General features: G+C 65.3%; 27 protein-coding genes and 1 tRNA gene. 12 read left to right on the top strand and 16 right to left on the bottom strand.

The window, feature by feature from the left end:
• Window positions 1-41 precede the first annotated feature (41 nt).
• The 3 genes from IC614_RS04975 to IC614_RS04985 all read left to right on the top strand — a co-directional run bounded on the left by IC614_RS04975 (window position 42) and on the right by IC614_RS04985 (window position 2,213).
• Window positions 42-1,433: a leucyl aminopeptidase family protein gene (locus IC614_RS04975; RefSeq protein WP_200972798.1), complete on the top strand. Its 1,392-nt coding sequence runs from the start codon at window positions 42-44 to the stop codon at window positions 1,431-1,433.
• Between the two features lie 140 nt (window positions 1,434-1,573).
• Window positions 1,574-1,915: a MarR family winged helix-turn-helix transcriptional regulator gene (locus IC614_RS04980; protein WP_200973102.1), complete on the top strand. Its 342-nt coding sequence runs from the start codon at window positions 1,574-1,576 to the stop codon at window positions 1,913-1,915.
• Window positions 1,830-2,213 (top strand): SH3 domain-containing protein, encoded by a 384-nt coding sequence (locus IC614_RS04985; RefSeq protein WP_200972799.1) that lies wholly within the window; start codon window positions 1,830-1,832, stop codon window positions 2,211-2,213. Before IC614_RS04980 ends, IC614_RS04985 begins: the two co-directional genes overlap by 86 nt.
• A gap of 1 nt (window position 2,214) precedes the next feature.
• Here the strand turns inward: IC614_RS04985 and mltG are convergent, their stop codons facing one another.
• The 5 genes from mltG to fabD form a co-directional block, all read right to left on the bottom strand.
• On the bottom strand, window positions 2,215-3,189 hold the full coding sequence (gene mltG / locus IC614_RS04990) for an endolytic transglycosylase MltG (protein ID WP_200972800.1): 975 nt from the start codon (window positions 3,187-3,189) through the stop codon (window positions 2,215-2,217).
• Window positions 3,189-4,448, bottom strand: coding sequence for a beta-ketoacyl-ACP synthase II (gene fabF / locus IC614_RS04995; RefSeq protein WP_200972801.1), 1,260 nt, complete (start codon window positions 4,446-4,448; stop codon window positions 3,189-3,191). The genes mltG and fabF overlap by 1 nt, the downstream gene beginning before the upstream one ends.
• A gap of 418 nt (window positions 4,449-4,866) precedes the next feature.
• A complete protein-coding gene (locus IC614_RS05000) occupies window positions 4,867-5,103 on the bottom strand; it encodes an acyl carrier protein (protein WP_200972802.1) in 237 nt (78 codons plus the stop codon).
• A gap of 110 nt (window positions 5,104-5,213) precedes the next feature.
• Window positions 5,214-5,954 (bottom strand): 3-oxoacyl-[acyl-carrier-protein] reductase, encoded by a 741-nt coding sequence (fabG, locus tag IC614_RS05005; protein WP_200972803.1) that lies wholly within the window; start codon window positions 5,952-5,954, stop codon window positions 5,214-5,216.
• A gap of 334 nt (window positions 5,955-6,288) precedes the next feature.
• Entirely contained in the window at window positions 6,289-7,224 is a 936-nt protein-coding gene (fabD, locus tag IC614_RS05010; RefSeq protein WP_200972804.1) for an ACP S-malonyltransferase, read from the bottom strand.
• 323 nt (window positions 7,225-7,547) lie between these two features.
• Between fabD and rpsF the strand changes: the two genes are divergently transcribed.
• The 3 genes from rpsF to rplI are packed head-to-tail and all read left to right on the top strand — an operon-like array spanning window position 7,548 to window position 8,812.
• Window positions 7,548-7,955, top strand: coding sequence for a 30S ribosomal protein S6 (gene rpsF / locus IC614_RS05015; protein WP_200972805.1), 408 nt, complete (start codon window positions 7,548-7,550; stop codon window positions 7,953-7,955).
• 17 nt (window positions 7,956-7,972) lie between these two features.
• Complete coding sequence (gene rpsR, locus IC614_RS05020; RefSeq protein ID WP_106639674.1) at window positions 7,973-8,197, top strand: 30S ribosomal protein S18; 225 nt, start codon at window positions 7,973-7,975, stop codon at window positions 8,195-8,197.
• Between the two features lie 12 nt (window positions 8,198-8,209).
• The gene (gene rplI / locus IC614_RS05025) at window positions 8,210-8,812 is read left to right on the top strand and encodes a 50S ribosomal protein L9 (protein WP_200972806.1); all 603 of its coding nucleotides are present in this window, start codon (window positions 8,210-8,212) and stop codon (window positions 8,810-8,812) included.
• A 99-nt stretch (window positions 8,813-8,911) separates the two neighbouring features.
• Here the strand turns inward: rplI and IC614_RS05030 are convergent, their stop codons facing one another.
• Entirely contained in the window at window positions 8,912-9,418 is a 507-nt protein-coding gene (locus IC614_RS05030) for a hypothetical protein (RefSeq protein ID WP_200972807.1), read from the bottom strand.
• 1 nt (window position 9,419) lies between these two features.
• A complete protein-coding gene (folE, locus tag IC614_RS05035; RefSeq protein ID WP_226372736.1) occupies window positions 9,420-10,064 on the bottom strand; it encodes a GTP cyclohydrolase I FolE in 645 nt (214 codons plus the stop codon).
• Between the two features lie 104 nt (window positions 10,065-10,168).
• On the opposite strand from folE, the gene IC614_RS05040 reads away from it, so the two are divergent.
• The 3 genes from IC614_RS05040 to IC614_RS05050 all read left to right on the top strand — a co-directional run bounded on the left by IC614_RS05040 (window position 10,169) and on the right by IC614_RS05050 (window position 13,222).
• Window positions 10,169-11,065, top strand: coding sequence for an iron-containing redox enzyme family protein (locus tag IC614_RS05040; RefSeq protein WP_200972809.1), 897 nt, complete (start codon window positions 10,169-10,171; stop codon window positions 11,063-11,065).
• On the top strand, window positions 11,062-12,027 hold the full coding sequence (locus IC614_RS05045; protein WP_200972810.1) for a dimethylarginine dimethylaminohydrolase family protein: 966 nt from the start codon (window positions 11,062-11,064) through the stop codon (window positions 12,025-12,027). Before IC614_RS05040 ends, IC614_RS05045 begins: the two co-directional genes overlap by 4 nt.
• A gap of 88 nt (window positions 12,028-12,115) precedes the next feature.
• Window positions 12,116-13,222 (top strand): S41 family peptidase, encoded by a 1,107-nt coding sequence (locus IC614_RS05050; protein ID WP_200972811.1) that lies wholly within the window; start codon window positions 12,116-12,118, stop codon window positions 13,220-13,222.
• A 30-nt stretch (window positions 13,223-13,252) separates the two neighbouring features.
• On the opposite strand, the gene IC614_RS05055 is transcribed toward IC614_RS05050, so the two are convergent.
• The 5 genes from IC614_RS05055 to IC614_RS05075 form a co-directional block, all read right to left on the bottom strand.
• Window positions 13,253-13,329 (bottom strand) — tRNA-Arg (locus IC614_RS05055).
• 35 nt (window positions 13,330-13,364) lie between these two features.
• Window positions 13,365-13,814 carry a DUF1178 family protein gene (locus tag IC614_RS05060; protein ID WP_200972812.1) on the bottom strand — a complete coding sequence of 150 codons (450 nt, stop codon included), beginning with the start codon at window positions 13,812-13,814 and terminating at the stop codon, window positions 13,365-13,367.
• Window positions 13,811-14,641 (bottom strand): carbon-nitrogen hydrolase family protein, encoded by an 831-nt coding sequence (locus tag IC614_RS05065; RefSeq protein ID WP_200972813.1) that lies wholly within the window; start codon window positions 14,639-14,641, stop codon window positions 13,811-13,813. Before IC614_RS05065 ends, IC614_RS05060 begins: the two co-directional genes overlap by 4 nt.
• Window positions 14,642-14,899 carry a glutaredoxin 3 gene (gene grxC / locus IC614_RS05070; protein ID WP_200972814.1) on the bottom strand — a complete coding sequence of 86 codons (258 nt, stop codon included), beginning with the start codon at window positions 14,897-14,899 and terminating at the stop codon, window positions 14,642-14,644. It lies immediately after the preceding gene.
• Between the two features lie 52 nt (window positions 14,900-14,951).
• Window positions 14,952-15,695 carry a ComF family protein gene (locus IC614_RS05075; protein ID WP_200973103.1) on the bottom strand — a complete coding sequence of 248 codons (744 nt, stop codon included), beginning with the start codon at window positions 15,693-15,695 and terminating at the stop codon, window positions 14,952-14,954.
• A gap of 46 nt (window positions 15,696-15,741) precedes the next feature.
• On the opposite strand from IC614_RS05075, the gene IC614_RS05080 reads away from it, so the two are divergent.
• Window positions 15,742-16,611, top strand: coding sequence for a methyltransferase domain-containing protein (locus tag IC614_RS05080; protein ID WP_200972815.1), 870 nt, complete (start codon window positions 15,742-15,744; stop codon window positions 16,609-16,611).
• Here the strand turns inward: IC614_RS05080 and IC614_RS05085 are convergent.
• The gene (locus IC614_RS05085; protein WP_200972816.1) at window positions 16,608-17,012 is read right to left on the bottom strand and encodes a (deoxy)nucleoside triphosphate pyrophosphohydrolase; all 405 of its coding nucleotides are present in this window, start codon (window positions 17,010-17,012) and stop codon (window positions 16,608-16,610) included. The genes IC614_RS05080 and IC614_RS05085 overlap by 4 nt on opposite strands.
• 78 nt (window positions 17,013-17,090) lie before the next feature.
• On the opposite strand from IC614_RS05085, the gene IC614_RS05090 reads away from it, so the two are divergent.
• Window positions 17,091-17,261, top strand: coding sequence for a Flp family type IVb pilin (locus IC614_RS05090; RefSeq protein WP_200972817.1), 171 nt, complete (start codon window positions 17,091-17,093; stop codon window positions 17,259-17,261).
• A gap of 101 nt (window positions 17,262-17,362) precedes the next feature.
• Window positions 17,363-17,536, top strand: a complete 174-nt coding sequence (locus IC614_RS05095; protein WP_200972818.1) for a Flp family type IVb pilin — start codon at window positions 17,363-17,365, stop codon at window positions 17,534-17,536.
• Window positions 17,537-17,591: 55 nt separating this feature from the next.
• Here the strand turns inward: IC614_RS05095 and IC614_RS05100 are convergent, their stop codons facing one another.
• The 3 genes from IC614_RS05100 to IC614_RS05110 form a co-directional block, all read right to left on the bottom strand.
• Window positions 17,592-19,055 carry a M48 family metalloprotease gene (locus tag IC614_RS05100; protein ID WP_200972819.1) on the bottom strand — a complete coding sequence of 488 codons (1,464 nt, stop codon included), beginning with the start codon at window positions 19,053-19,055 and terminating at the stop codon, window positions 17,592-17,594.
• 100 nt (window positions 19,056-19,155) lie between these two features.
• Window positions 19,156-20,097: an acetyl-CoA carboxylase carboxyltransferase subunit alpha gene (locus IC614_RS05105; protein WP_200972820.1), complete on the bottom strand. Its 942-nt coding sequence runs from the start codon at window positions 20,095-20,097 to the stop codon at window positions 19,156-19,158.
• An 11-nt stretch (window positions 20,098-20,108) separates the two neighbouring features.
• Complete coding sequence (locus IC614_RS05110; protein ID WP_200972821.1) at window positions 20,109-21,005, bottom strand: tyrosine recombinase; 897 nt, start codon at window positions 21,003-21,005, stop codon at window positions 20,109-20,111.
• Window positions 21,006-21,009 lie beyond the last annotated feature (4 nt).

Here is a 21,009-nt window from a genome sequence, read left to right on the forward strand (position 1 = left end):
CGGCCTCTTTCGCCGGGCCGCAGTTCGGTTAAGGTAAGCGCATGACCGATCTCTCCGCCCTCATCCAGCCCGACAAGGGTCAGGCCGCCCGCTCCCTTCATCTCGTCGACAAGAAAGGGTTTGAGCCATGGCTGTCCGGCCAGCCGGAACGTGTGCGGCAGGCCGTCGCGGCGAGCGGGTTCAAGGCGGACGGTTATCAATTCATCCTTCTGCCCGGCGAGAAAGCGGAGGATTGGTCGGCGGCGCTCGGCGTCACCAATGCGAACGATCCGAGCGTCTGGTGCCTGTCCAAAGCCGCCGACGCTTTGCCCGAAGGTGTTTATCGCGTCGCCGGGCGCGGGCCGGGGCGGGCCGTGCTCGGCTGGTTGCTCGGCCAATATCGCTTCGACCGCTATCGCAAGGAAGCCGACGCTAAGGGACCGCGCGTGCTGCTGACCGACGATCCGGCGCGGATCGCGGAGACCGTGACGGTTGCGGAGGCCACGCATCTTGTGCGCGATCTGGTCAATACTCCCGCCGCGGATCTCGGCCCGGCCGAATTGCAGAAGGTGGTGGAGGAGATCGCGGCCGACTGCGGCGCGCCCGTCACCATTACCAAGGGCGACGACCTGGTTGCGGGATATCCGATGATCCAGGCGGTCGGTCAGGCGGCAAGCGGTGACCGCGCGCCGCGCCTCATTGAGCTGGAGTGGGGCGATCCCGCCAATCCGCGCATCGCCATCGTCGGGAAGGGCGTCTGCTTCGACAGCGGCGGGCTCGACATCAAGCCGGCGGCGGGCATGCGCCTGATGAAGAAGGATATGGGCGGCGCCGCACATGCTCTCGCCTTGGCGCGGATCGTGATGAAGAGCCGCCTGCCCGTGCGGCTCCACCTTCTGATCCCGGCAGTGGAAAATGCAGTGTCCGGCAATGCCTTCCGTCCCGGCGACGTGCTGAAAAGCCGCAAAGGGCTGACGGTAGAGATCGGCAATACCGACGCCGAAGGGCGGCTGATCCTCGGCGACGCCCTCACCAAGGCGGCGGAGGGCGAGCCCGAACTCATCCTCGATTTCGCGACGCTGACCGGCGCGGCGCGCGTGGCCTTGGGGCCGGACCTCCCCGCCCTCTTCGCCAATCGCGACGATCTGGCGGAGGATCTGCTCAACGGGGGCGAAAAAGTGTCCGATCCGGCTTGGCGCATGCCGCTCTGGAAACATTATGCCGAAATGCTGAAATCGGACATCGCCGATTTGAACAATGCGGCCGACAGCCCGATGGCGGGGTGTGTCACCGCGGCCCTGTTCCTGCAGAAGTTCGTGCCGGAAAATACGCCCTGGGCGCATTTCGACACGTTCGCCTGGCGGCCCTCGGCCAAGCCTGGGCGGCCCAAGGGCGGCGATGCCATGGGACTGCGCGCGGCCTGGGAGTTGCTGAAAGGGCGATATTCCCGTTGAGACGGGCCGAATCCCCTTTTGCGGTGAAATAAGTCCTCTGTTCGAAACGAAACGCGATCTGACTGGTTTTACTTCCGAAACGTGAAAATATTGCAATTACGGAGACTTCCGTGTCGGAGCGCAACAGTCTTATCAGCTGGATGGAAGCCCTTATCCGCTACGTCCGGTCCGGACAGCCGGATCTCACCAACCGTCAGATGGCCTTGATGATGCTGGTCTACCTGACGCCCGGCCCCCACACTGTGCGCGGATTGGCACATATGCTGGGCGTATCGAAGCCCGTCATCACGCGCGCCTTGAATACCCTGGGCGCTCTCGGCTATCTGCGGCGCGTCCGCGACGAAGCGGACCGGCGAAACGTCTTCGTCGCCAAGACACCGACAGGGCAGGACTTTCTTGACAGTTTCGAACGCAATATCGGGCCAGCCGCCAGCGGCCGAAAGCAGGACAAGGAACGCGGACTCCTCCTCCAGCACGGTTGATCGATTCACCCTGAGCGGCCCGTCCAAACCGCTCGACCCCGCACGCGACGCATGGCGCGGCGACCTTGCCGACATCGCGCTCGCCAGCGCCCATTTCGCGCCCCATTATGTGAAGCCGGTGACCCGCGTCGTGAACGCCGGGCCGCTTCACCAAAAAGCTGATGCCGCCTCGAATATCGTCGCCGACCTTGGCGAGGAAAATTTCGCACTGCTCGACATTACCGGCGGCTGGGCCTGGGGATATCGGCTTTCCGACCATCTGGTCGGCTACGTCCCGGCGGACCGGTTGAAGGCCTGACCTACATTTCTCCGCGCGCGCGGCGGATTTCATACCATTTGCGGACGTTCGCATTATGCTGTTCCAGCGTGTCCGCGAAAATGTGCCCCCCCGTGCCGTCCGCGACGAAATAAAGCGCTTTAGTCGGTGCCGGATCGAGCACGGCGGCGATCGATTCACGGCCGGGATTGGCGATCGGGCCGACCGGCAGGCCGGGGCTGGCATAGGTGTTGTAGCCGTTCTTCGCCTGAAGCTCAGAGCGCAGGATGCGGCGGCCGAGCGGCTTGCCCTTCGTGATCGGATAGATGACGGTCGGGTCGGCATCCAGTTTCATGCCGATGCGGAGGCGGTTGGAATAGACGCCCGCCACCATGCGCCGTTCGGACGGCTTGCCGGTTTCCTTTTCGACGATGGAAGCGAGCGTGATTGCTTCCGCTTTCGATTTGACGACGCTGCCCGGCTTACGCCCCGCCCAGAGCCGGTCCAGCTCCTTGGTCATCGCGTCCTGCATGCGCTTCAGCACGGCAGCGCGGGTTTCGCCGCTTTCATAGCTGTAGCTGTCCGGCAGCACGCTGCCTTCCGCGGGAATGGGCACCGGGCCCACCAACCGCGCCTCTCCGCGCAGCCGTTCATGGACGAGGATCGAAGGCATGCCTTCGGGAATCGTCACCAGACGCCGGATCGGCTGGGCATGCTGCAGGATGTCGAGAATCTGCGAGCCGCTCGCGCCCGCCGGTATCGTGAACTCGCCCGCGCGGACCGGGTCGCTCGATCCCAGCACGGCGGCGAATTTCGTGAAGGCGCCGGCGGACCGGATCAGGCCCTTCTCCTCCAGCTTCCGCGCGGTGCCGGTCAGGGTCGCCCCCTGCTCCACCACGAAATTGCGGTCGCGGGACATCGGCCCCTCGCCCCACCAGGTCTTGACGACGAATCCGACGGCCAGAACCGCCAGGATCAGCGCAGCGTAAGCGAGAAGGGCCTTGACCCGGACGGACATTAGACGGCGCGCAGCACCAGGCTGGCGTTGGTGCCGCCGAAGCCGAAGCTGTTGTTGAGGATCGCCCTCACCTTCCGCTCCTTCGCCGTGTGCGGGACGAGGTCGACGCCCTGCGTGATTTCTTCCGGATCGTCGAGATTGAGGGTCGGCGGCACGATCTGGTCGCGGATGGCGAGGATGCCGAAGATCGTCTCGACCGCGCCCGCACCGCCCAGCAAGTGGCCGATAGCGGACTTGGTCGAGCTCATCGACAGGCCGCCAACGGCGTCGCCGAACAGGCGCTTCACCGCGCCAAGCTCCAGCTCGTCGCCAAGCGGGGTCGAAGTGCCGTGGGCGTTGATATAGTCGATGTCCTCAAGCGCGAGGCCGGAGCGGTTCATCGCGGCCTGCATCGCGCGGAAACCGCCCGCGCCTTCCGGATGGGGGGCGGTGACGTGATAGGCGTCGCCCGACATGCCGTAGCCGATGACTTCGGCGTAAATCTTGGCGCCGCGTGCCTTCGCGCGCTCATATTCCTCGAGGATCACGACGCCCGCCCCCTCGCCCATGACGAAGCCGTCGCGCGCCTTGTCCCAGGGGCGGCTCGCCTTTTCGGGCTGGTCGTTAAAATTGGTGGAGAGGGCCCGCGCCTGGGCGAAGCCGGCAATGCCGAGCGGGCACAAAGCGCTTTCCGCGCCGCCCGCGACCATCACGTCGGCATCGTCGAGCGCGATCATGCGCGCGGCGTCGCCGATCGAGTGGGCGCCGGTCGAGCAGGCGGTGACGACCGCGTGGTTCGGGCCCATCAGGCCATATTTGATCGAAACCTGGCCGGAGATGAGGTTGATGAGGCGGCCGTGGACGAAATGCGGGCTAACCCGGCGTGGGCCCTTTTCGTGGAGGACGATCGATTCCTTTTCGATGCCCGGAAGGCCGCCAATGCCCGAACCGATCGAGCAGCCGACGCGATAGCGCTGCTCTTCCGGCATATCGGTAAGGCCGGCATCTTCCAGCGCTTGGCCCGCGGCGTCGATGCCGTAGACGATGAACGGATCGACCTGGCGCTGGATCTTGTGATCGACGCGCTTCCCCGGATCGAAGCCATATTCGTGATCCGGCGCCTTCACCTCGCAGGCGATGGTGCAGGCATAATCGGTCGGATCGAAGCGGGTGATGCGGGCGGCACCGCTTTTCGAGGCGAGGATGTTCTTCCAGCTGGTTTCGACATCCGCGCCCAGCGGGGTCACAAGTCCAAGTCCGGTTACAACAACGCGGCGCATCCGCTAAACTCCCTTGTTCGTCAAAAGTAAAAACGGCTCCATGGCCTTTGATGGCGGGGAGACGCTACGTCAATCGGCTTCCCGCCCCTGACGGGACCGGGCCTCCCGCCCGCCACGCGCGTAAAGTGACGGCTTTGATGCTTTCGCACGGCGATTCCGTCAATTTTGTCAATTTCCGTCCTGTCCCGAACGCATTGCGGTTTGACTGACCATGACAGGAAGAAACGGTGTAGGAAAACGGAAAACGGCTCCCGGCCTTTCATGGCTGGGAGCCGCTTTCGTCAATCACTCCGCGTGAAGGCTTTCCTGCCTATCGTGTTCCGGCGAAAGCCGGAACCCAGCCTCACCTTCAGTGCCGCTGGACCCCGGCTTCCGCCGGGGAACGGGGTTTTGCTGCAAGCCTCGCGGGTCGTAAGGCTTAAGCCTTGTTCTGATCGATATAGTCGATGGCGTCCTTCACGGTCGCGATCTTTTCGGCCGCGTCGTCCGGAATTTCGACGCCGAATTCTTCCTCGAACGCCATGACCAGCTCGACGATGTCGAGGCTGTCCGCGCCGAGATCGTCGATGAAGCTCGCTTCCTCGGTGACCTTCTCGGCTTCGACGCCCAGATGCTCCACAACGATCTTCTTAACGCGCTCAGCGGTCTCGCTCATGATATAAGCCTTCCTCAGTTTGTTTGCGGTTGCCCTAGCCGCTCTCCCGGCCCGCTGGCAAGAGGCGGCGGCAAGGGACGGTTAATTCGTAAGCCGGGTTTCGCTCTATTTTAGAGCATCGCCATGCCGCCGTTGACGTGCAGCGTCTGGCCGGTGACGTAGGATGCTTCCTTGCTGGCAAGATAGACGGCGGCGGCGGCGATGTCGTCGCCCGTGCCGAGCGCGCCGACCGGGATGCGGCCGAGCAGCGCCTCCTTCTGCGCGTCGGGCAGGGCGTCGGTCATCGGCGAGGCGATGAAGCCCGGGGCGATGCAGTTGACGGTGATGCCCCGGCTCGCCACCTCTTGCGCCAACGCCTTCGACATGCCGATCAGGCCCGCCTTCGACGCCGCATAATTGGCTTGCCCCGGATTGCCGGTCACGCCGACGACGGAGGTGATGGAAATGATGCGGCCATGCCGGGCGCGCATCATCGGCTTTAGCGCGGCGCGGGCGAGGCGGAAGGCGGCTTCCAGGTTGACGCGGATCACGGTGTCCCATTCCTCGTCCTTCATCCGCATGGCGAGATTGTCGCGGGTGACGCCGGCATTGTTGACGAGGATGTCGATCTTTCCGCCCAGCGCCTCGACGGCCTGGGGGATGAGAGCGTCGACGGCTTCGGCATCGGAGAGGTTGCAGGGGAGAATCACGCTATCCCCGCCAATTTCCGCCTGCACGGCCTTCAGCGCGTCCTCACGCGTGCCGGACAGCGCGACCTTCGCCCCTTGCGCGGCGAGCGCCTTGGCGATGGCGGAGCCGAGGCCGCCCGATGCGCCGGTCACCAGCGCGGTCATTCCCGAAAGGTCGAACATTCTTATCTCTCCCACTTTCCTCATCCGTCATTCCGGCGAAAGGCGGACTTTCGTTGCGGCTTGACGTCTTTCCGTGCCGAGACTCCGGCTTTCGCCGGAGTGACGCTGCGTTTCTTTCATTCGTCATTCCGGCAAGAACCGGAATTTCTTGCCACTTCACACCTCTCCGTGCCGAGACCCGGCCTTCGCCGGAGCGACGTCTTTCTTTCATTCGTCATTCCGGCGAAAGCCGGAATCTCCCTGCGACTTGGCGCCTTCCGTGCCGAGACTCCGGCTTTCGCCGGAGTGACGTTTTACAAGGCATTTTATAAGGCGCTTTTTTACAGGGCTTTCGTCAGATTTCCTTCGTCAGCGCTTCGATATCGTCCATCGACACCACGCTTGTCACATTCACATCCGGCGCGATGCGCTTGACCATAGGGCCGAGCACCTTGCCGCCGAATTCGACGAAATGGGTAACGCCCGCTTCCGCCATCGCCGCGACGCTTTCGCGCCAGCGGACCATGCCGGTCACCTGCTGGACCAGCAGCGTGCGGATTTCCGCAACATCGGCGGCCGGAGCGGCGATGACGTTGGCATAGACCGGAACAACCGGCGGGCGCATCACGGCCTGCCCCAGCGCCTCGGCCATCGCATCGGCCGCAGGCTGCATCAGCGGGCAGTGAAAGGGCGCGGAGACGGGGAGCAGGATCGCACGCTTGGCACCCTTTTCCTTGGCGATGGGAAGCGCGCGTTCGACGGCGGCCTTGTGGCCGGATATGACGACCTGGCTCGGATCATTGTCGTTGGCGACGGTGCAGACTTCGCCTTCGGCGGCGGCGTCGGCGATTTCCTGCGCCAGTTCGCGCGACGCGCCGAGGATCGCGGCCATCGCGCCCTCGCCGACCGGGACGGCCGCCTGCATCGCCCTTCCGCGCAGCTTCAGGAGCTTCGCGGTCGTCGCGAGATCGAACGCGTCGGCGGCGCAGAGGGCGGAATATTCGCCGAGGCTGTGTCCGGCCACGAAATCGGCCTTGTCGGCGAGCGCGATCCCCGCTTCCTTCTCCAGCACGCGCAGGGTGGCGATGGCATTGGCCATGATCGCGGGCTGCGCGTTTTCGGTGAGGGTCAGATCGTCCTGCGGGCCTTCGAACATCAGCCGCGCGAGATGCTGGCCGAGCGCTTCGTCCACCTCTTCGAACACCGCGCGCGCGGCGACGCTTGCCTCGGCGAGAGCCTTGCCCATGCCAGCCGCCTGGCTGCCCTGCCCTGGAAATAGATATGCGCGCATTGCATTCCTTCCTTTTTCGTGCCGGCAGCGGAGCCGCTCCGGTTGCGCCCCTATTTGTACGTTGGCGATCCATGCGGCCGTGGTAAGCGAGCAAATCTGGAGGTCCGCCGCTCTCCCCTTCGGCCGCATCGGCCTTGCCTCGCCTAGCCAGCCCCTCGCGCCTGTGCAAGCCGCTTGCCTTTTCAGGCCCGTTCCGCCATAGGCCTGTCCATCCGGGGCGGAGGCGCAGGCTTCCAGCCCCGGTTTTATTGCTTGAGACGACAGCCGGAGGGGCGTCCGCACGGGGCGGCGTCAGCGATCGGCCAATATGAAGGACGTATGACATGCCGCTTTACGAGCATGTGTTTCTCGCGCGTCAGGATCTGGCCCAGGCCCAGGTCGATGCGCTGGCGGAAACCGCCACCAACATCATCCAGGACAATGGCGGCAAGGTCGTGAAGACCGAGACCTGGGGCCTGCGCAACCTCGCCTACCGCATCCAGAAGAACCGCAAGGCGCATTATGTCGCCCTCGATTTCGAGGCACCGGCCAATGTGATCGCGGAGCTGGAGCGCCAGACCCAGATCAACGAAGACGTCATCCGTTACATGACCATCCGCGTCGATGCCCACGAACAGGGCCCGTCCGCGATGATGCGCCGTAACGAGCGCGACCGCAGCCGCCGCGAAGATCGCGGTGAGCGCGGCGACCGCGGCGAACGCCGCGGCCGCGACGAATATGAAGAAGCGTAAGGAAAGGACCAGCAATCATGGCACGAGCCTTTTTCCGCCGCCGCAAGAGCTGCCCTTTCTCCGGCAAGGACGCTCCCCGCATCGATTATAAGGACGTTCGTCTGCTCCAGGGCTTCGTGTCCGAGCGCGGCAAGATCGTCCCCAGCCGCATCACCGCGGTATCCACGAAGAAGCAGCGCGAGCTGGCCCAGGCGATCAAGCGCGCCCGCCACCTCGGCCTTCTTCCCTATGTCGTGAAATAAGGAGCGGATCCCATGCAGATCATCCTGCTCGAACGCATCGAGAAGCTTGGCGCCATCGGCGACGTCGTCAACGTGAAGAACGGCTATGCCCGCAACTTCCTGTTGCCGAACGGCAAGGCCCTGCGCGCCAACGAATCCAACCGCAAGGTCTTCGAAGCCAATCGCGAGAAGATCGAAGCGCAGAATGCGGAGCGCCGCAGCGCCGCCGAGAAAGAGGCGAAGACTCTGGACGGCGTCACGATCCAGCTCATCCGCCAGGCGTCGAACACCGGCCAGCTTTACGGCTCCGTTTCGGCCCGCGACCTCGCCGAGGCCCTCGAAGCCGACGGCCACAAGATCGCGAAGAACCAGATCGTCCTCAACCGTCCGATCAAGGCGATCGGCGTGCAGGACGTGAAGGTCGCGTTGCACCCGGAAGTCGCCGTCACCGTCAAGGTGAACGTCGCCCGCTCGCCGGAAGAAGCCGAGCTGCAGGCCCAGGGCGTCGACGTCATGGCCCAGATGTTCGAAAAGGACACGGCGAGCTTCACCGAAGAGTATGACGCCAATGCCGAACCCGGCACGATCGTCACCGACGAGGAAGCCGCTCCGGCCGCCGAGGGCGAAGCCGCCTAAAACGGTTACTCGTCTGGACAGAATCAAGGCCGCCCATCGCAAGATCGGCGGCCTTTTTCTATCGGCATGGGCAAAGGGCGGTTCAGAACCTTTCCTGCGTTAAGCTCCGCAACGCCAGGAGGCGCGGACGGTCACCGGTTTATCCCCCCCCTTCAGGCGGACCGCGGCTTCGACGGGCCAGCTCGTCGTTTCGTCCAACGTGGCGCCCGGCTCTTCAGCGATGCGGCCGATGCTGACGGTTGCACCCTCCCCTTCGAAGAAGCCGCCGGTGGGGCCGGGGCGGGTTTCGCCCTTCAAGCGGGCGATCTTGCCGTTCACCTTGACGATGGCGTCGCCGTTCAAGGCGGCGACGAGCAGATAATCGCCGCCGCGCGTCAGGTCGCAGCCGGCGCCCGGATCCAGCGCCGCATGAACCTCATCGATCGCGATCGGCTGGAGCGGGAAGGAAGGCCTTGGCGCTTTCTCTTCCGCCTCGCCGGTTTCAAGGACGGCGAGGTCTTCGATCTCGTTGGTCAAAGCGGGATTGTCGGCGTTCGACGCGCCCTCCCCGCCATCCCCGCATCCCGCGAGGAGCAGAAGGACGGAGAGCAAGGGGCGCCTGCCCATATCAATAGCCCATCAGGGCCAGGACTTCGCGGCGGCTTCGCTCGTCGGACCGGAAGGTGCCCATCATCCGGCTGGTCGTCATCATCACGCCCGGCGTGTTGACGCCCCGCGCGCTCATGCAGGCATGGCTCGCCTCGATGATCACCGCGACGCCCTTGGGCTGAAGATGCTCCCACACGCAATCAGCGACCTGCGCGGTCAGCCGCTCCTGCACCTGAAGGCGCCGCGCGAAGCCGTGGAGGACGCGGGCGAGCTTCGAAATGCCGACGACCCGGTCGCGGGGCAGATAGGCGATCGCCGCCTTGCCGATGATCGGCGCCATGTGATGTTCGCAATGGGACTGGAACGGGATGTCCTTCAAAAGGACGATCTCGTCATAGCCGCCCACCTCTTCAAACGTGCGGCTGAGATGGTGCGCCGGATCCTCCCCATAGCCCCGCGTATATTCCTTCCACGCGCGGGCAACGCGGGCGGGCGTGTCGAGCAGGCCCTCGCGGTCGGGGTCGTCGCCCGTCCAGCGGATGAGCGTGCGCACGGCCTCCGCGACATCGTCGGGGACGGGGATTTTGGCGGGAGCTTCGACGAGGTCGCCGTCTTCGGGTGCTGCGTGGCTCAATTTGGGCTTTCCATTATTCGTTTCGGCCACCGATACACGTTCATGCGGCGAAGGCGAAGCCGGCATGAGGGAACAGGCGCGCCACCCGGTTGTTCTCTTCCCAACATCCTTGAACAGATTTGGGAAAATCATCCATGGCAACTTTGCCAAAAGACGCCGCGCGCCCCGTTCACGGCGCGCAGTTCCTGACCGATTCCTTCCAGCGCGGCCTCGCCCACTGGAACCACGAACGCCTGGCGCCCGCCTTTCCGGAGGCGGATTGGCAGCAAATGCTCGACCGCGACGCGCGGATGATTCGCCTTGAAGGCGCCTTCCTCGAAAGCCTGCGCGCGGAAATCGCGCAGGAGGCCGCATCCGCCCCGACGGACGCGGACGGCTTCGTCGCCTGGTTCGAAGCATTGCAGGACAAGGGGCCGGGCCAGGGCGATCCCCTCTTCCCCTGGATCGCGGAAGAGGCGACTCGCGAGCAGCTCAGCTGGTTCCTGGAACAGGAAGCCGCCGGGGAAGCCGGATTCGACGACCTCGTCGCCTATACGCAGGTGAAGCTGCCAAAGCAGGCCAAGCTCGAACTCGCCCGCAATTATTGGGACGAAATGGGACGCGGCAATCCCAAGGGCGTGCACGGCCCGATGCTCGACGGGCTGATCGCGGCGCTCCAGCTCGACGCCCGGATCGACAATACGGTCTGGGAAAGCCTCGCGCTCGCCAATGCGATGACCGCGATGGCGACGAGCCGCCGCTACGCCTGGCACAGCGTCGGCGCCCTGGGCGTGATCGAGCTCACCGCGCCTGGCCGCTCCGCCGCAACTGCCACGGGCCTCCGCCGCCTTGGCTTCAGCGCCGATGAACGGCGCTATTTCGACCTCCACGCCGTTCTCGACGTGAAACATAGCGAGGCGTGGAACCGGGAGGCGTTGCAGCCCCTGGTCGCCGAGGATCCCAGGCGCGCCACCGCGATCGCGGAAGGCGCGCTCATCCGCCTCACATGCGGCGCGCGCTGTTTCGAGCGTTACCGGGCGGAATTGTGGTGAGCAGGGCGATGATGTTCTCCCGCCCGATCGCCGAAGGGAGGCCCGACCTCCTCATGCGCCGCGAGCACACCATATTCGGCGAGGATTGGGGCGCGGGCGGCCATGCCCTTCCCCGCTTCGGCGTCAGTTCCGAAAGCGGCGTGCTCGACACCGTCCTGCTCGGAGCGCCCTGCCACCTGTCGATCGTGCCCGCCAATTCGGTCAGCCGCGAAAGCCTGCGCAACGGCCTGTGCTGCTCCACCCGGCATGCGCGCGCCCAGCATGCCATGCTGGCGGAGGCGCTGGCCGGTTGCGGCGTCCGTACGCATGTCGTGCCCGCAAAACCCGATCTGCCCGATCTCGCCTTCACCCGCGATACGACGCTGATGACGCCCTGGGGCCTCGTCGAGCTCCGCCCCGCCGCCGGACATCGCCGGGCCGAAGCGCCTTATGTCGCGGGCATCGTGAAAAATATCGGCTTCCCCCTTCTCGGGCGGATCGAGGAAGGGACCGTCGAGGGCGGCGATGTCAGCATCGTCCGCCCCGGCCTCGTCATCATCGGCTGTTCGGGCGAACGCACCGACGAAAAAGGAGCGAAGGCGCTCGCCAGCATTTTCGAACGAAAGGGCTGGCAAGCGATCGTCTATCGCTACGACCCGCATTTCCTGCATCTCGACACCATTTTCTGCATGGTGGATTCGGCAAGAGCGCTCGCCTGCACCGACGTGCTCGACGACGACTTCCTCGCCCGGCTCGGCGCGCTCGGCATCGACCTGGTGCCGGTGGGTTACAAGGAAGCCCGCAAGCTCGGCTGCAATGTGCTGAGCCTCGGCAAGAAGCGCATCCTGTCGACCCGCGACAATGCGCACGTCAATGGCCGTCTCAGGGCGCTCGGCTATGAGGTCATCGAGGCAGACATCGGTCAGTTCACCCAATGCGGCGGCGGCGTGCACTGCCTGACGATGCCCTTGGCGAGGCATTGACGCCCGATAGACCCTTCCTTTCCCCTATGCCATGATGGCATGAGCCTTCGCCTGTTTGCCACCAAGGCTCATCGGGGGAATCGAATTCATGAAATATCTCGCCGCCATATTTCTCGCCACCGCCGCCGCGGCTCCGGCGGCGCAGCAGGCATCGCCCGCCGCAGCGCCCGCACCGTCGGCGGCCTTCAATGCGGCAGAGGCGCGGCAGGCGGTCGAGACGCTGGCGACCCGGCTCGAAGCCGATTTCGTGTTTCCCGAGACCGGTCAGTCCTACGCGAAGATGCTGCGCAAGAACCTGGCGAGCGGCGCCTATGACGCTTTTCCGGATGCGCGGGCATTCGCGGACAAGGTGACCGAGGATTTGCGGGCCATTTATTATGACGGCCACTTGCGGCTTCGCCCGCCCCCCGCGCCCGATGCCGCCCCGGCAGGACAGCAGGCGCGGCGCGGATCACCGCCCGTCGGCATTCAGAAGGCCGGGTGGATCGCTCCCGACATCGCCTATATCAGTTTCGATGCCTTTCAGGGCGATGAGCCGACGCTGGCCCGGCTTCGCCAGTTCCTCACCGATCATGGCGGCGCCAAGACCCTGATCGTCGACGCGCGCGCGCATCGCGGCGGCGGCCTGAACGAGATGGATGTGCTGTTCCCCGCCCTCTACGCCAAACCCACAACCCTGGTGCAAATGGATACGCGCCTTGCCGTGGAACAAGCGAGCCGCGGCGCCCTCCAGGACGGGCCGAACCTGAAGAGGATTGCGGGACCGGACACGGTCGTCCGCCGGGAACATAAAGTCGTTCCCGCCGGGCAAGCGAGCGGCCTTCGCACGGCCAAGGTCTATCTGCTCGTGTCGCCGCGCACGGCGTCGGCCGGGGAGCATCTGGCCCTTTCCCTGAAACGCACCGGCCGCGCGACCCTGATCGGCGAGACGACGGCCGGGGCCGGGCATTTCGGGAACGATGCGGACCTTGGCGGCGGTTACCGCGCCTTCATTCCGGTCGGCCGCACGTTCGACCCGGAGACGGGCGAGGGTTGGGAAGGCATCGGCGTTGCCCCGGACGTCGAGGTTCCAGCCGAACAGGCATTGATCGAAACGCTCGTCCGCAGCGGCGTCGCGCGCGCCGATGCGGAGCGCCTGTCCAAGGAATTCGGCCCATCCACACCGATGACCCGGATCGCGCCATTGCGGAAGTAGGCGCTTCGCCAAGGTCCGGCGAAGCGAAGATGGTGACCCCGACTGGATTCGAACCAGTGGCCCTCAGATTAGGAATCTGATGCTCTATCCTGCTGAGCTACGGGGCCAGCCGGGGGTGGGTTAGGCCGGGAGCGGGCGGCGGTCAATTCTCGTCGCGCGGATCGAGAACCGGAAAAGGGAGCGGCGCGACGGGCACGCCTTCCTCGATCAGGCTCCGCGTTTCCGCCGCCGTCGCCTTGCCGTGGATCGGACGGGCATCCTTTTCGCCATGGTGGATGGCGCGCGCTTCGTCGGCGAAGCGGCCCCCGACATAAGTGGATTGGGCGAGCATCCGTTTCTGAAGGGCGGCCATGGCGGCCATCATGTCCTTCATCGCCTCCGGATTTTGGCTCGCGACAGGCCGCATATCAGGCGCGGCGCGATTGCCCTTTGCGGACACGCGCGGGGCCATCACCGCCTTGTCGACATCCGTATCGCCGCAATAGGGGCAGGCCACCAAACCGCGCGCTTTCTGGTCCGCATAATCGCCGGACGAACCGAACCAGATTTCGAAGACGTGATCCTGGCCGCAGCGGAGGTCGAAGACGATCATCGCACGACCCTGACCGGGCCTATGGCCCTGCGATGGCGGATGGCGGGGACGCGAGCGCGGACGGCTTCCACCGCCGCCGGGTCAATCTCCGCAAAGCCCAGCCCGTTTGCATCGCCCATGTCGAGCAGGACTTCGCCCCAAGGGCCGACCACCAGCGAATGACCGAAGGTTTCGCGGCCGTCCGCATGGCGGCCGCTTTGCGCCGTCGCGACGACGAACACGCCGGCTTCGATGGCCCGCGCGCGGAGCAAGGCGTGCCAATGGGCCTCGCCCGTCGGCACCGTGAAAGCGGCGGGGATGGAGAGGATCACCGCCCCGGCATCGGTGAGGGCGCGATACAGGTCCGGAAAGCGAATGTCGTAACAGATGGAGAGGCCGAGAAGCCCAAGCGGCGTTTCCACCGCCACCGGCCCCTCCCCCGCGCCGTAAGCCGCCGATTCGCGCCAGCTTTCGCCGGTCGGAAGGTCGACGTCGAACAGGTGCATCTTGTCGTAGCGCGCGCGGATTTCGCCCGCCCCGTCGATGACAAAGCCGCGATTGACGAGGCGGCCGTCGGCGCGCTCGTCCTTCAAGGCGAGCGATCCGAGGTGGACCCAGATGCCCGCATCCCGCGCCGCCGCGCGGGCGGCGGCAAGCACCGCATCTTCAGCCTCCGGCCGAAGGTTGGCGCGCGCCCGTTCACGCTCGCGGTCCAGCATGCCGCTCATTTCCGGCGTGAAAAGCATGACGGCACCGGCCGCCGCCGCATCGCGCACGGCCTGGCCGATGTCCCGCGCGCTGGCATCCGGATCGATGCCGGTCCGCGCTTGGTACAAGGCAATCTTCATTCAGGCGTCCAGCAGCGGATCGAGCTTTCCATCCCGGTCGAGGGCATGGAGGTCGTCGCAACCGCCGACATGGCGATCGTCGATGAAAATCTGCGGGACCGTGGTGCGGCCGTTGGCGCGGCCCAGCATTTCCTGACGCTGCGGGCCACCCATGGTGATGTCATATTCGGCGAAATCGACGCCCTTGGCGGCAAGCAATGTCTTCGCGCGGGCGCAATAAGGGCAGAACATCTTCGTATAGATTTCGACGCGGGCCATTCAATCTTCCTTACTGTCTTGCGGGCGGACGTGCGGCGCGCCCGCAGGCTTGTCAATCGTCACGAATAACCCGCGCCCAGCAGATTATGTCCACCCGCGCCGCGCCCGCGCGGTTCAGGACGGCCGCACAGACGCGGGCCGTCGCGCCGCTGGTATAGACATCGTCGACCAGGAGGACGGGGCGGCCGGCAAAGCATGCCTTTCCCTCCGGCGTCACTGCGAAGGCGCCGCGCATCGCCCGCGCCCGCGCGTTGCGGCCCATGCCGCGCAGCGGCGGCGTTGGCTTGACCCGGCGCAGCCCGTCCAGCACGGCCGCGCGGCCGGTGAGGCGGGCGAGCGCCGCCGCGATCAACGCCGACTGATTGTAGCCCCTGCGCCAAATTCGCCAGCGATGCAGGGGCACCGGCACGATCACGGCATCGGGGGCAAGGTCGCGGGCATGGCGGGCCATGAAGCGCGCCAGCGTTTCGGCGACACCGGGGCGGCGGGCATATTTGAGCTTCAGCGCGACCGTTCGCGCGACCGGGCCGTAAGCGACGGCGGCGCGCAGCCGGTCGAACGGCGGCCGATCGGCGAGGCAAGCGCCGCATTCCTCCTCCGCGTCCCGCGCGAAATCGAATGGGAAGCCGCAGCGGACGCAGCAAGGCTCGCCCAGGAAATGCAACGATTGCCAGCAGGCGACGCAAAAGCGGTGCGGACCGTCGGTCACCGTTCCGCACGCGCCGCAGCGGGGCGGCAGGGCGTAATCCACAGCGCGCCGCAACGCCCAGCTCAATCCTCTTGCCGCCGCCGCCATCATCGCTTTCTTGTCATCCAGCCCGCCGCGCTGCACAAGCCCGCGCGTGAGCATCGACACGCCTTTCGACCGCGCCCTGCGCCGCCTGCGCCGCGATCGCGCCCAGCCCCGGTTCGCGAGTGCCGACTATCTTCACCGCCTTGCCGCCGACGAATTGCTGGACCGGCTCGATTTGGTGAAGCGGGATTTCCGCGATGTCCTGGATCTCGGTTGCGGCGGGGGATATTTGACTGGCCAGCTTCGCGCGCGGGGCATGACCGTCACGCCGCTCGACGCGGGCGCGCGCTTCGCCGAAGCGGCGGGCGGGATATGCGCGGACGAGGACAAGCTGGCTTTTCCTCCCGAATCCTTCGATCTCGTCATGTCGGTCGGCGTTCTCGACAGCGTCAACGACCTGCCCGGCGCCCTGACCTTGATCCGCCGCGCCCTGCGGCCCGACGGCTTGTTTCTGGCCGCGTTCGCGGGTGCCCGCAGCCTACCCGCGTTGCGCGCGGCCATGATGGCGGCGGATGAAAGCGCGGGCGCCGCAGCGCCGCATATCCATCCCCAGATCGACCTCCGAGCGGCGGGCGACCTCCTCACCCGGGCCGGTTTCGCGCTCCCCGTCGCGGACAGCGCGGCCGTCCCGGTCCGCTTTCCGCATCTGATGGGGCTTGTGTCGGACTTAAGAGCGATGGGCGCGACGAACGTCCTGGCCAACAGGCCGCGCCGGCCGGTGCTGAAGGCCGGCCTCCTCGCTGCCCTCAGCCGATTTTCCGAATTGGCCGATCCGGACGGCAAGACCGGCGAAACGTTCGAAATCATCTATCTTTCGGGCTGGGCTCCGGCACCCGATCAGCCCCAGCCCGCCCCCCGCGGAAGCGGCCGGGTTTCGCTCGCCGATGCGCTGAAGGGGGCTGTGCCGGGCCGCCCCTAGATCAGCGCGTCGAGCAGGCCGATCAGCGGCTTGTCGGCGGGGGGCATATCGAGCGCGAACATCTGGTGCGGACGAACCCATTGGAGGCCATCGCAATCCAGCGGCTCCGGCGTGCCGCGCCATTTGCGGCAGACGTAGAGCAGCAGGAGGAGGTGCCGTTCGCCGAGATCCGCGCTCGCGAAGGTGGCGGGCGCCAGGCAGGCGGCGTCCGTGTCGATCCCCAATTCTTCCTTCAGCTCGCGGATCAGCGCCACCTCCGGCCGCTCGCCCGCCTCGACCTTGCCGCCGGGAAATTCCCAGAGACCCGCCATGGCGCGATGGGCGGATCTTTTCTGAAGTAAAACACGACCTTGGCTATCGACCAAGGCAACCGCAACTACGGTTAACGTCGAATTAAGCATGAATTCCATTCATTCCTTAAGAAATAATCTGGATTTAAGGCAGGTATTCGTGCGACATTCCGCTTGGGGGGATGATGAATGCTGAAAAAACTGCCTCATTGTTGCTCAGGCGCGACCGCCATCGAATATTGCTTGGTGGCGAGCCTGATCGCCTTGTCTATCGTGGGCGTAATGTCACAAGTGGGCGGCCAATCCAATGGCATGCTCAGCCAAGTCTATGATGACGTCGCGAACGCAATGGCGCGTTGATGTTAAGTTTTTTGCAACTTCTCAATCGTAAACCCGAACAGCTTAACCCCCTAGGGCGAGGCAGGAAGAGTGGACACTTCCTACGGACAAGGAGATCGGAAATGTTGAAAATTCGCAATCTTTTGAAGAATGCCAAGGGCGCGACCGCCATCGAATATGGCCTGATCGCGGCCCTCATCGCCGTTGCCGCTATCACTGCTATGGCCAGTGTTGGCAACCAGCTTGAAAACACATTCCAAGACGTCAACGGCGCGCTGGCTAACGCGGCGAGCTAATATTTCATAATATAAAGTGAGAAGGGCGGCAGGCTTCCTGCCGCCCTTTTTCGTGTCAGCTCCGATTGCCGTAGACGATCAATTTCACCTTGTCCCCCGCGCGAAGCTGGCTGTTCGCGGCGAGGGAGTTGAGGACGAGGAAGCGTTCGAGCTTCAAGTCGTTATACGCCATGCGGCTGGCGAGACTCTGCACCGTATCGCCCGCGCGGACCGTCACGACATCGATGACCCGCGGCCGGATCGCCGCGGCTTCCGTGGCCGACAGCCGTGCGACGGAACCCACCAGCGAACTGAACGGCCCAAGCCCGGTTCCCGCCCGCGTCAGCGTCGCGAAATGGTAAGCGGTATTCGAATCCCACTGATAGGCGAAGACGGTGAGGTCGACCTGCCCTTGCTGAGTGGCGACACGCGCCGTCGAATAAGCGGCGGGAATGCCGTTCACCGTCGTCGCGCGCGGCTGTGAAAAATTGAGCTGGGTCTGGCCGGCCAAACCGCGGAAAACCTGCGCGATATAGCTGCCCAGATCGCCCTGATAGCGTCCGCCAGAGAACATAGCCTGGCCGTTGGCGCCCGACACCGTCACGGCGCGCGTTCCATTTTGGATACCGTAGCCATTGGGAACTGTGAAACGAAGCCGCAGGTCGGGATGGAAGAAATTGCGGCCTTCGACGACGCCCTGCGCGGGATCGTCGCCCCACAACATGCCATCGATCTGCGCGAGGAACTGATCCCGATTGCGCGTGCCGCGATTGGCGAGGCCCGTCGCGTTCGCCTGGCGCGTAGCACGAGTGACGCGATCGGCGCTGAGCGGATGGCTTCGCGCCCAGGACGGGATCGATCGTTCGTCCGGACCGCCCGACACGCGTGTTTCGAGAGATGTGGCGGCCCCGAGCGAGGTTAGCAAAGTCGGTGATGCGCCCGGATCATAGCCGGCGCCCGCCATGTAGCGGATGCCGAGATCGTCGGCCTGGAATTCCTGGCTTCGGGAGTAATTGAGGACCAGGCCTTGGCTGAGGGTGCTCGCGACCTGCGCGACTTGGCTCGATCCGGTCACCACGCCTGCCAGAGCGGCAAGCACTTGGCTGATCTGCGACCGGCTGGAGCGCTGGGCTGAGTGGTCCGCGGCGATATGGCCGATTTCGTGGCCGAGGACGGAAGCAAGCTCCGCCTCGTCGTCCATCAAACCCAGCAGCTCGCGGGTGATGTAGATATAGCCGCCCGGCACCGCAAAGGCATTGAGAACCGGCGAATTCAGTGTCGTGAAGGTATAGGCGCCCGCCCCTGCGCCCCGGACGCCCGATTGAGCCGCGACCCGGCGTCCGACGCTGGTGACATAGGAGCTCCGCGCGCTGGTTTCGGCGCCGCCGAACTCCTCGATGATCTGCGGGTGCTGCTGCGCCGCCGTCTGCGCCGCGCTTTGAGAAATCTGGCGATTGGGCCCTTCGCCCACGAGTCCTCCGGTCGCGCAGCCGACCGCCAGAAGAGAGGCGGACAGCACGGCTAGCATCTTGGTCTTCATGAACCGGCACTCCTGATTCTATTCGGGAAATTTACGATCCGAAATGAACACAGGAATTTGCTTGGGGTTCCGTCCAGCACCGGGCTGGACGCGCCGCCGATCAGGCGATGTTGAGGAATTTCTGGCGGCGTTCGGTGCGGATTTCGGCCGCGCTCATCGCCGCATAGCGGTCCAGTTCCTCGCCGACCGCCGCGCCTAGAGCGGCGATGGCGCCCGCCCTTTCCCGGTGCGCGCCGCCCACCGGTTCGTCGACGATGCGATCGATGACGCCCAACGCCTTGAGGTCGCCCGCGGTCACGCGCATGGCTTCGGCGGCGTCCGCCGCTTTTTCGGCGGTGCGCCACAGGATCGAGGCACAACCTTCGGGCGAGATCACCGCATAGACGGAATGTTCGAGCATCAGCACGCGGTTCGCCGCGGCCAGCGCGATGGCGCCGCCGGACCCGCCCTCGCCGACGATCACGGCGACGATCGGCACGGACAGGGAAAGACATTCCTCGGTCGACCGCGCGATCGCTTCGGCCTGGCCGCGCTCTTCGGCCTGCACGCCCGGAAAGGCGCCGGGCGTATCGACCAGGGTGACGACCGGAATGCCGAAACGATCGGCGAGCTTCATCAGGCGGATCGCCTTGCGATAGCCTTCCGGCTTCGCCATGCCGAAATTGTGCTTGATGCGGCTCGCCGTGTCATCGCCTTTTTCGTGGCCGATCAGCATGACCTTGCGGCCGCCCAATTTGCCGAGCCCGCCAATGATCGCCTGATCGTCGGCGAAAGCGCGGTCTCCGGCCAGCGGCACGAAATCTTCGATCAAGCCCGCCACATAATCCTTGAAATGCGGCCGTTCGGGATGGCGCGCGACCTGCGTTTTCTGCCAGGGCGTCAGCCGTCCATAAGTCTCGCGCAGCAATTTCTCGGCTTTCGCCTCGAGCTTGCCGATTTCGGCGTCGATGTTGAGTTCCCCCGCCGCCGCCGTGTCGCGCAGCTCGGCCACGCGCGCTTCCAGCTCCGCGATCGGCTTTTCGAAATCGAGATAAGTCGCCATGGAGCGCGGGGTTACGGCCGCTTTGTCGTTACGTCAACGAGCGGGTGGCGGCTGTTCACCAGCTCGACCAGATGGCGGCTGTCGACATGGGTGTAGATTTGCGTCGTCGCGATGTCCGCGTGGCCGAGCAGCATCTGGAGCGCGCGCAGGTCGGCGCCGCCCTCCAGCAGATGAGTCGCGAAGGCATGGCGCAGGACGTGAGGGCTCACCCGGTCGGGCGGAATTCCGGCGGCTGCCGCCAGATCCTTGAGAAGCTGGTAAAGGCGCACCCGGCTCAAATGGCTCTTGCCGGATGGAAACAGCCAAAGCGAATCCCGGGGCACGAAGGCGCTCCATTCCGCAACGGCGGCGCGCGCGCGGTCGGACAAAGGCACCAGCCGTTCCCGTCCGCCCTTGCCCTTGAGGATCAGGAACGGCTTATCCGGCTGCACGGCGTTGCGCGGCAGCGAGACCAGTTCCGTGGCGCGCAAGCCCGATCCGTAGAGCAGCTCAACGAGCGCGATCATGCGGATCGTGCCGCTGCTTTCCTCTTCCCGCTTGCGCCGCTCCAGCTCGGCGAACAGGGCGTCGACCGAACGATGATCGAGGATTTTCGGCAAGGGCCGCTCGCTTGCCGGACGCGGGAGGGCTGCGGACGGGTCGTCCTTCCGATATCCTTCATCCAGCAGGAACCCGTAGAACCGGCGGAGCGCCGCGGCCTTGCGCGCCACGGTCGCCCGTTTCAGCGCCATCCATTCTCCGCCGAGTTTCGACACATCGCCGGATGTCGCGACGGCGAGCCGTCCCCCCAGCAATTCCGACGCGCCGTGAAGATCGCGGGCATAAGCGAGCAACGTATTGCGCGCGGCGCCCGCCTCCGCCGCCAGCATTTCCAGGAAGGCGGCGATCTGCTGGCGATCCTCGCTCATCCAA

The organism is Sphingosinicella flava (genome assembly GCF_016025255.1).
Classification (GTDB): domain Bacteria; phylum Pseudomonadota; class Alphaproteobacteria; order Sphingomonadales; family Sphingomonadaceae; genus Allosphingosinicella; species Allosphingosinicella flava.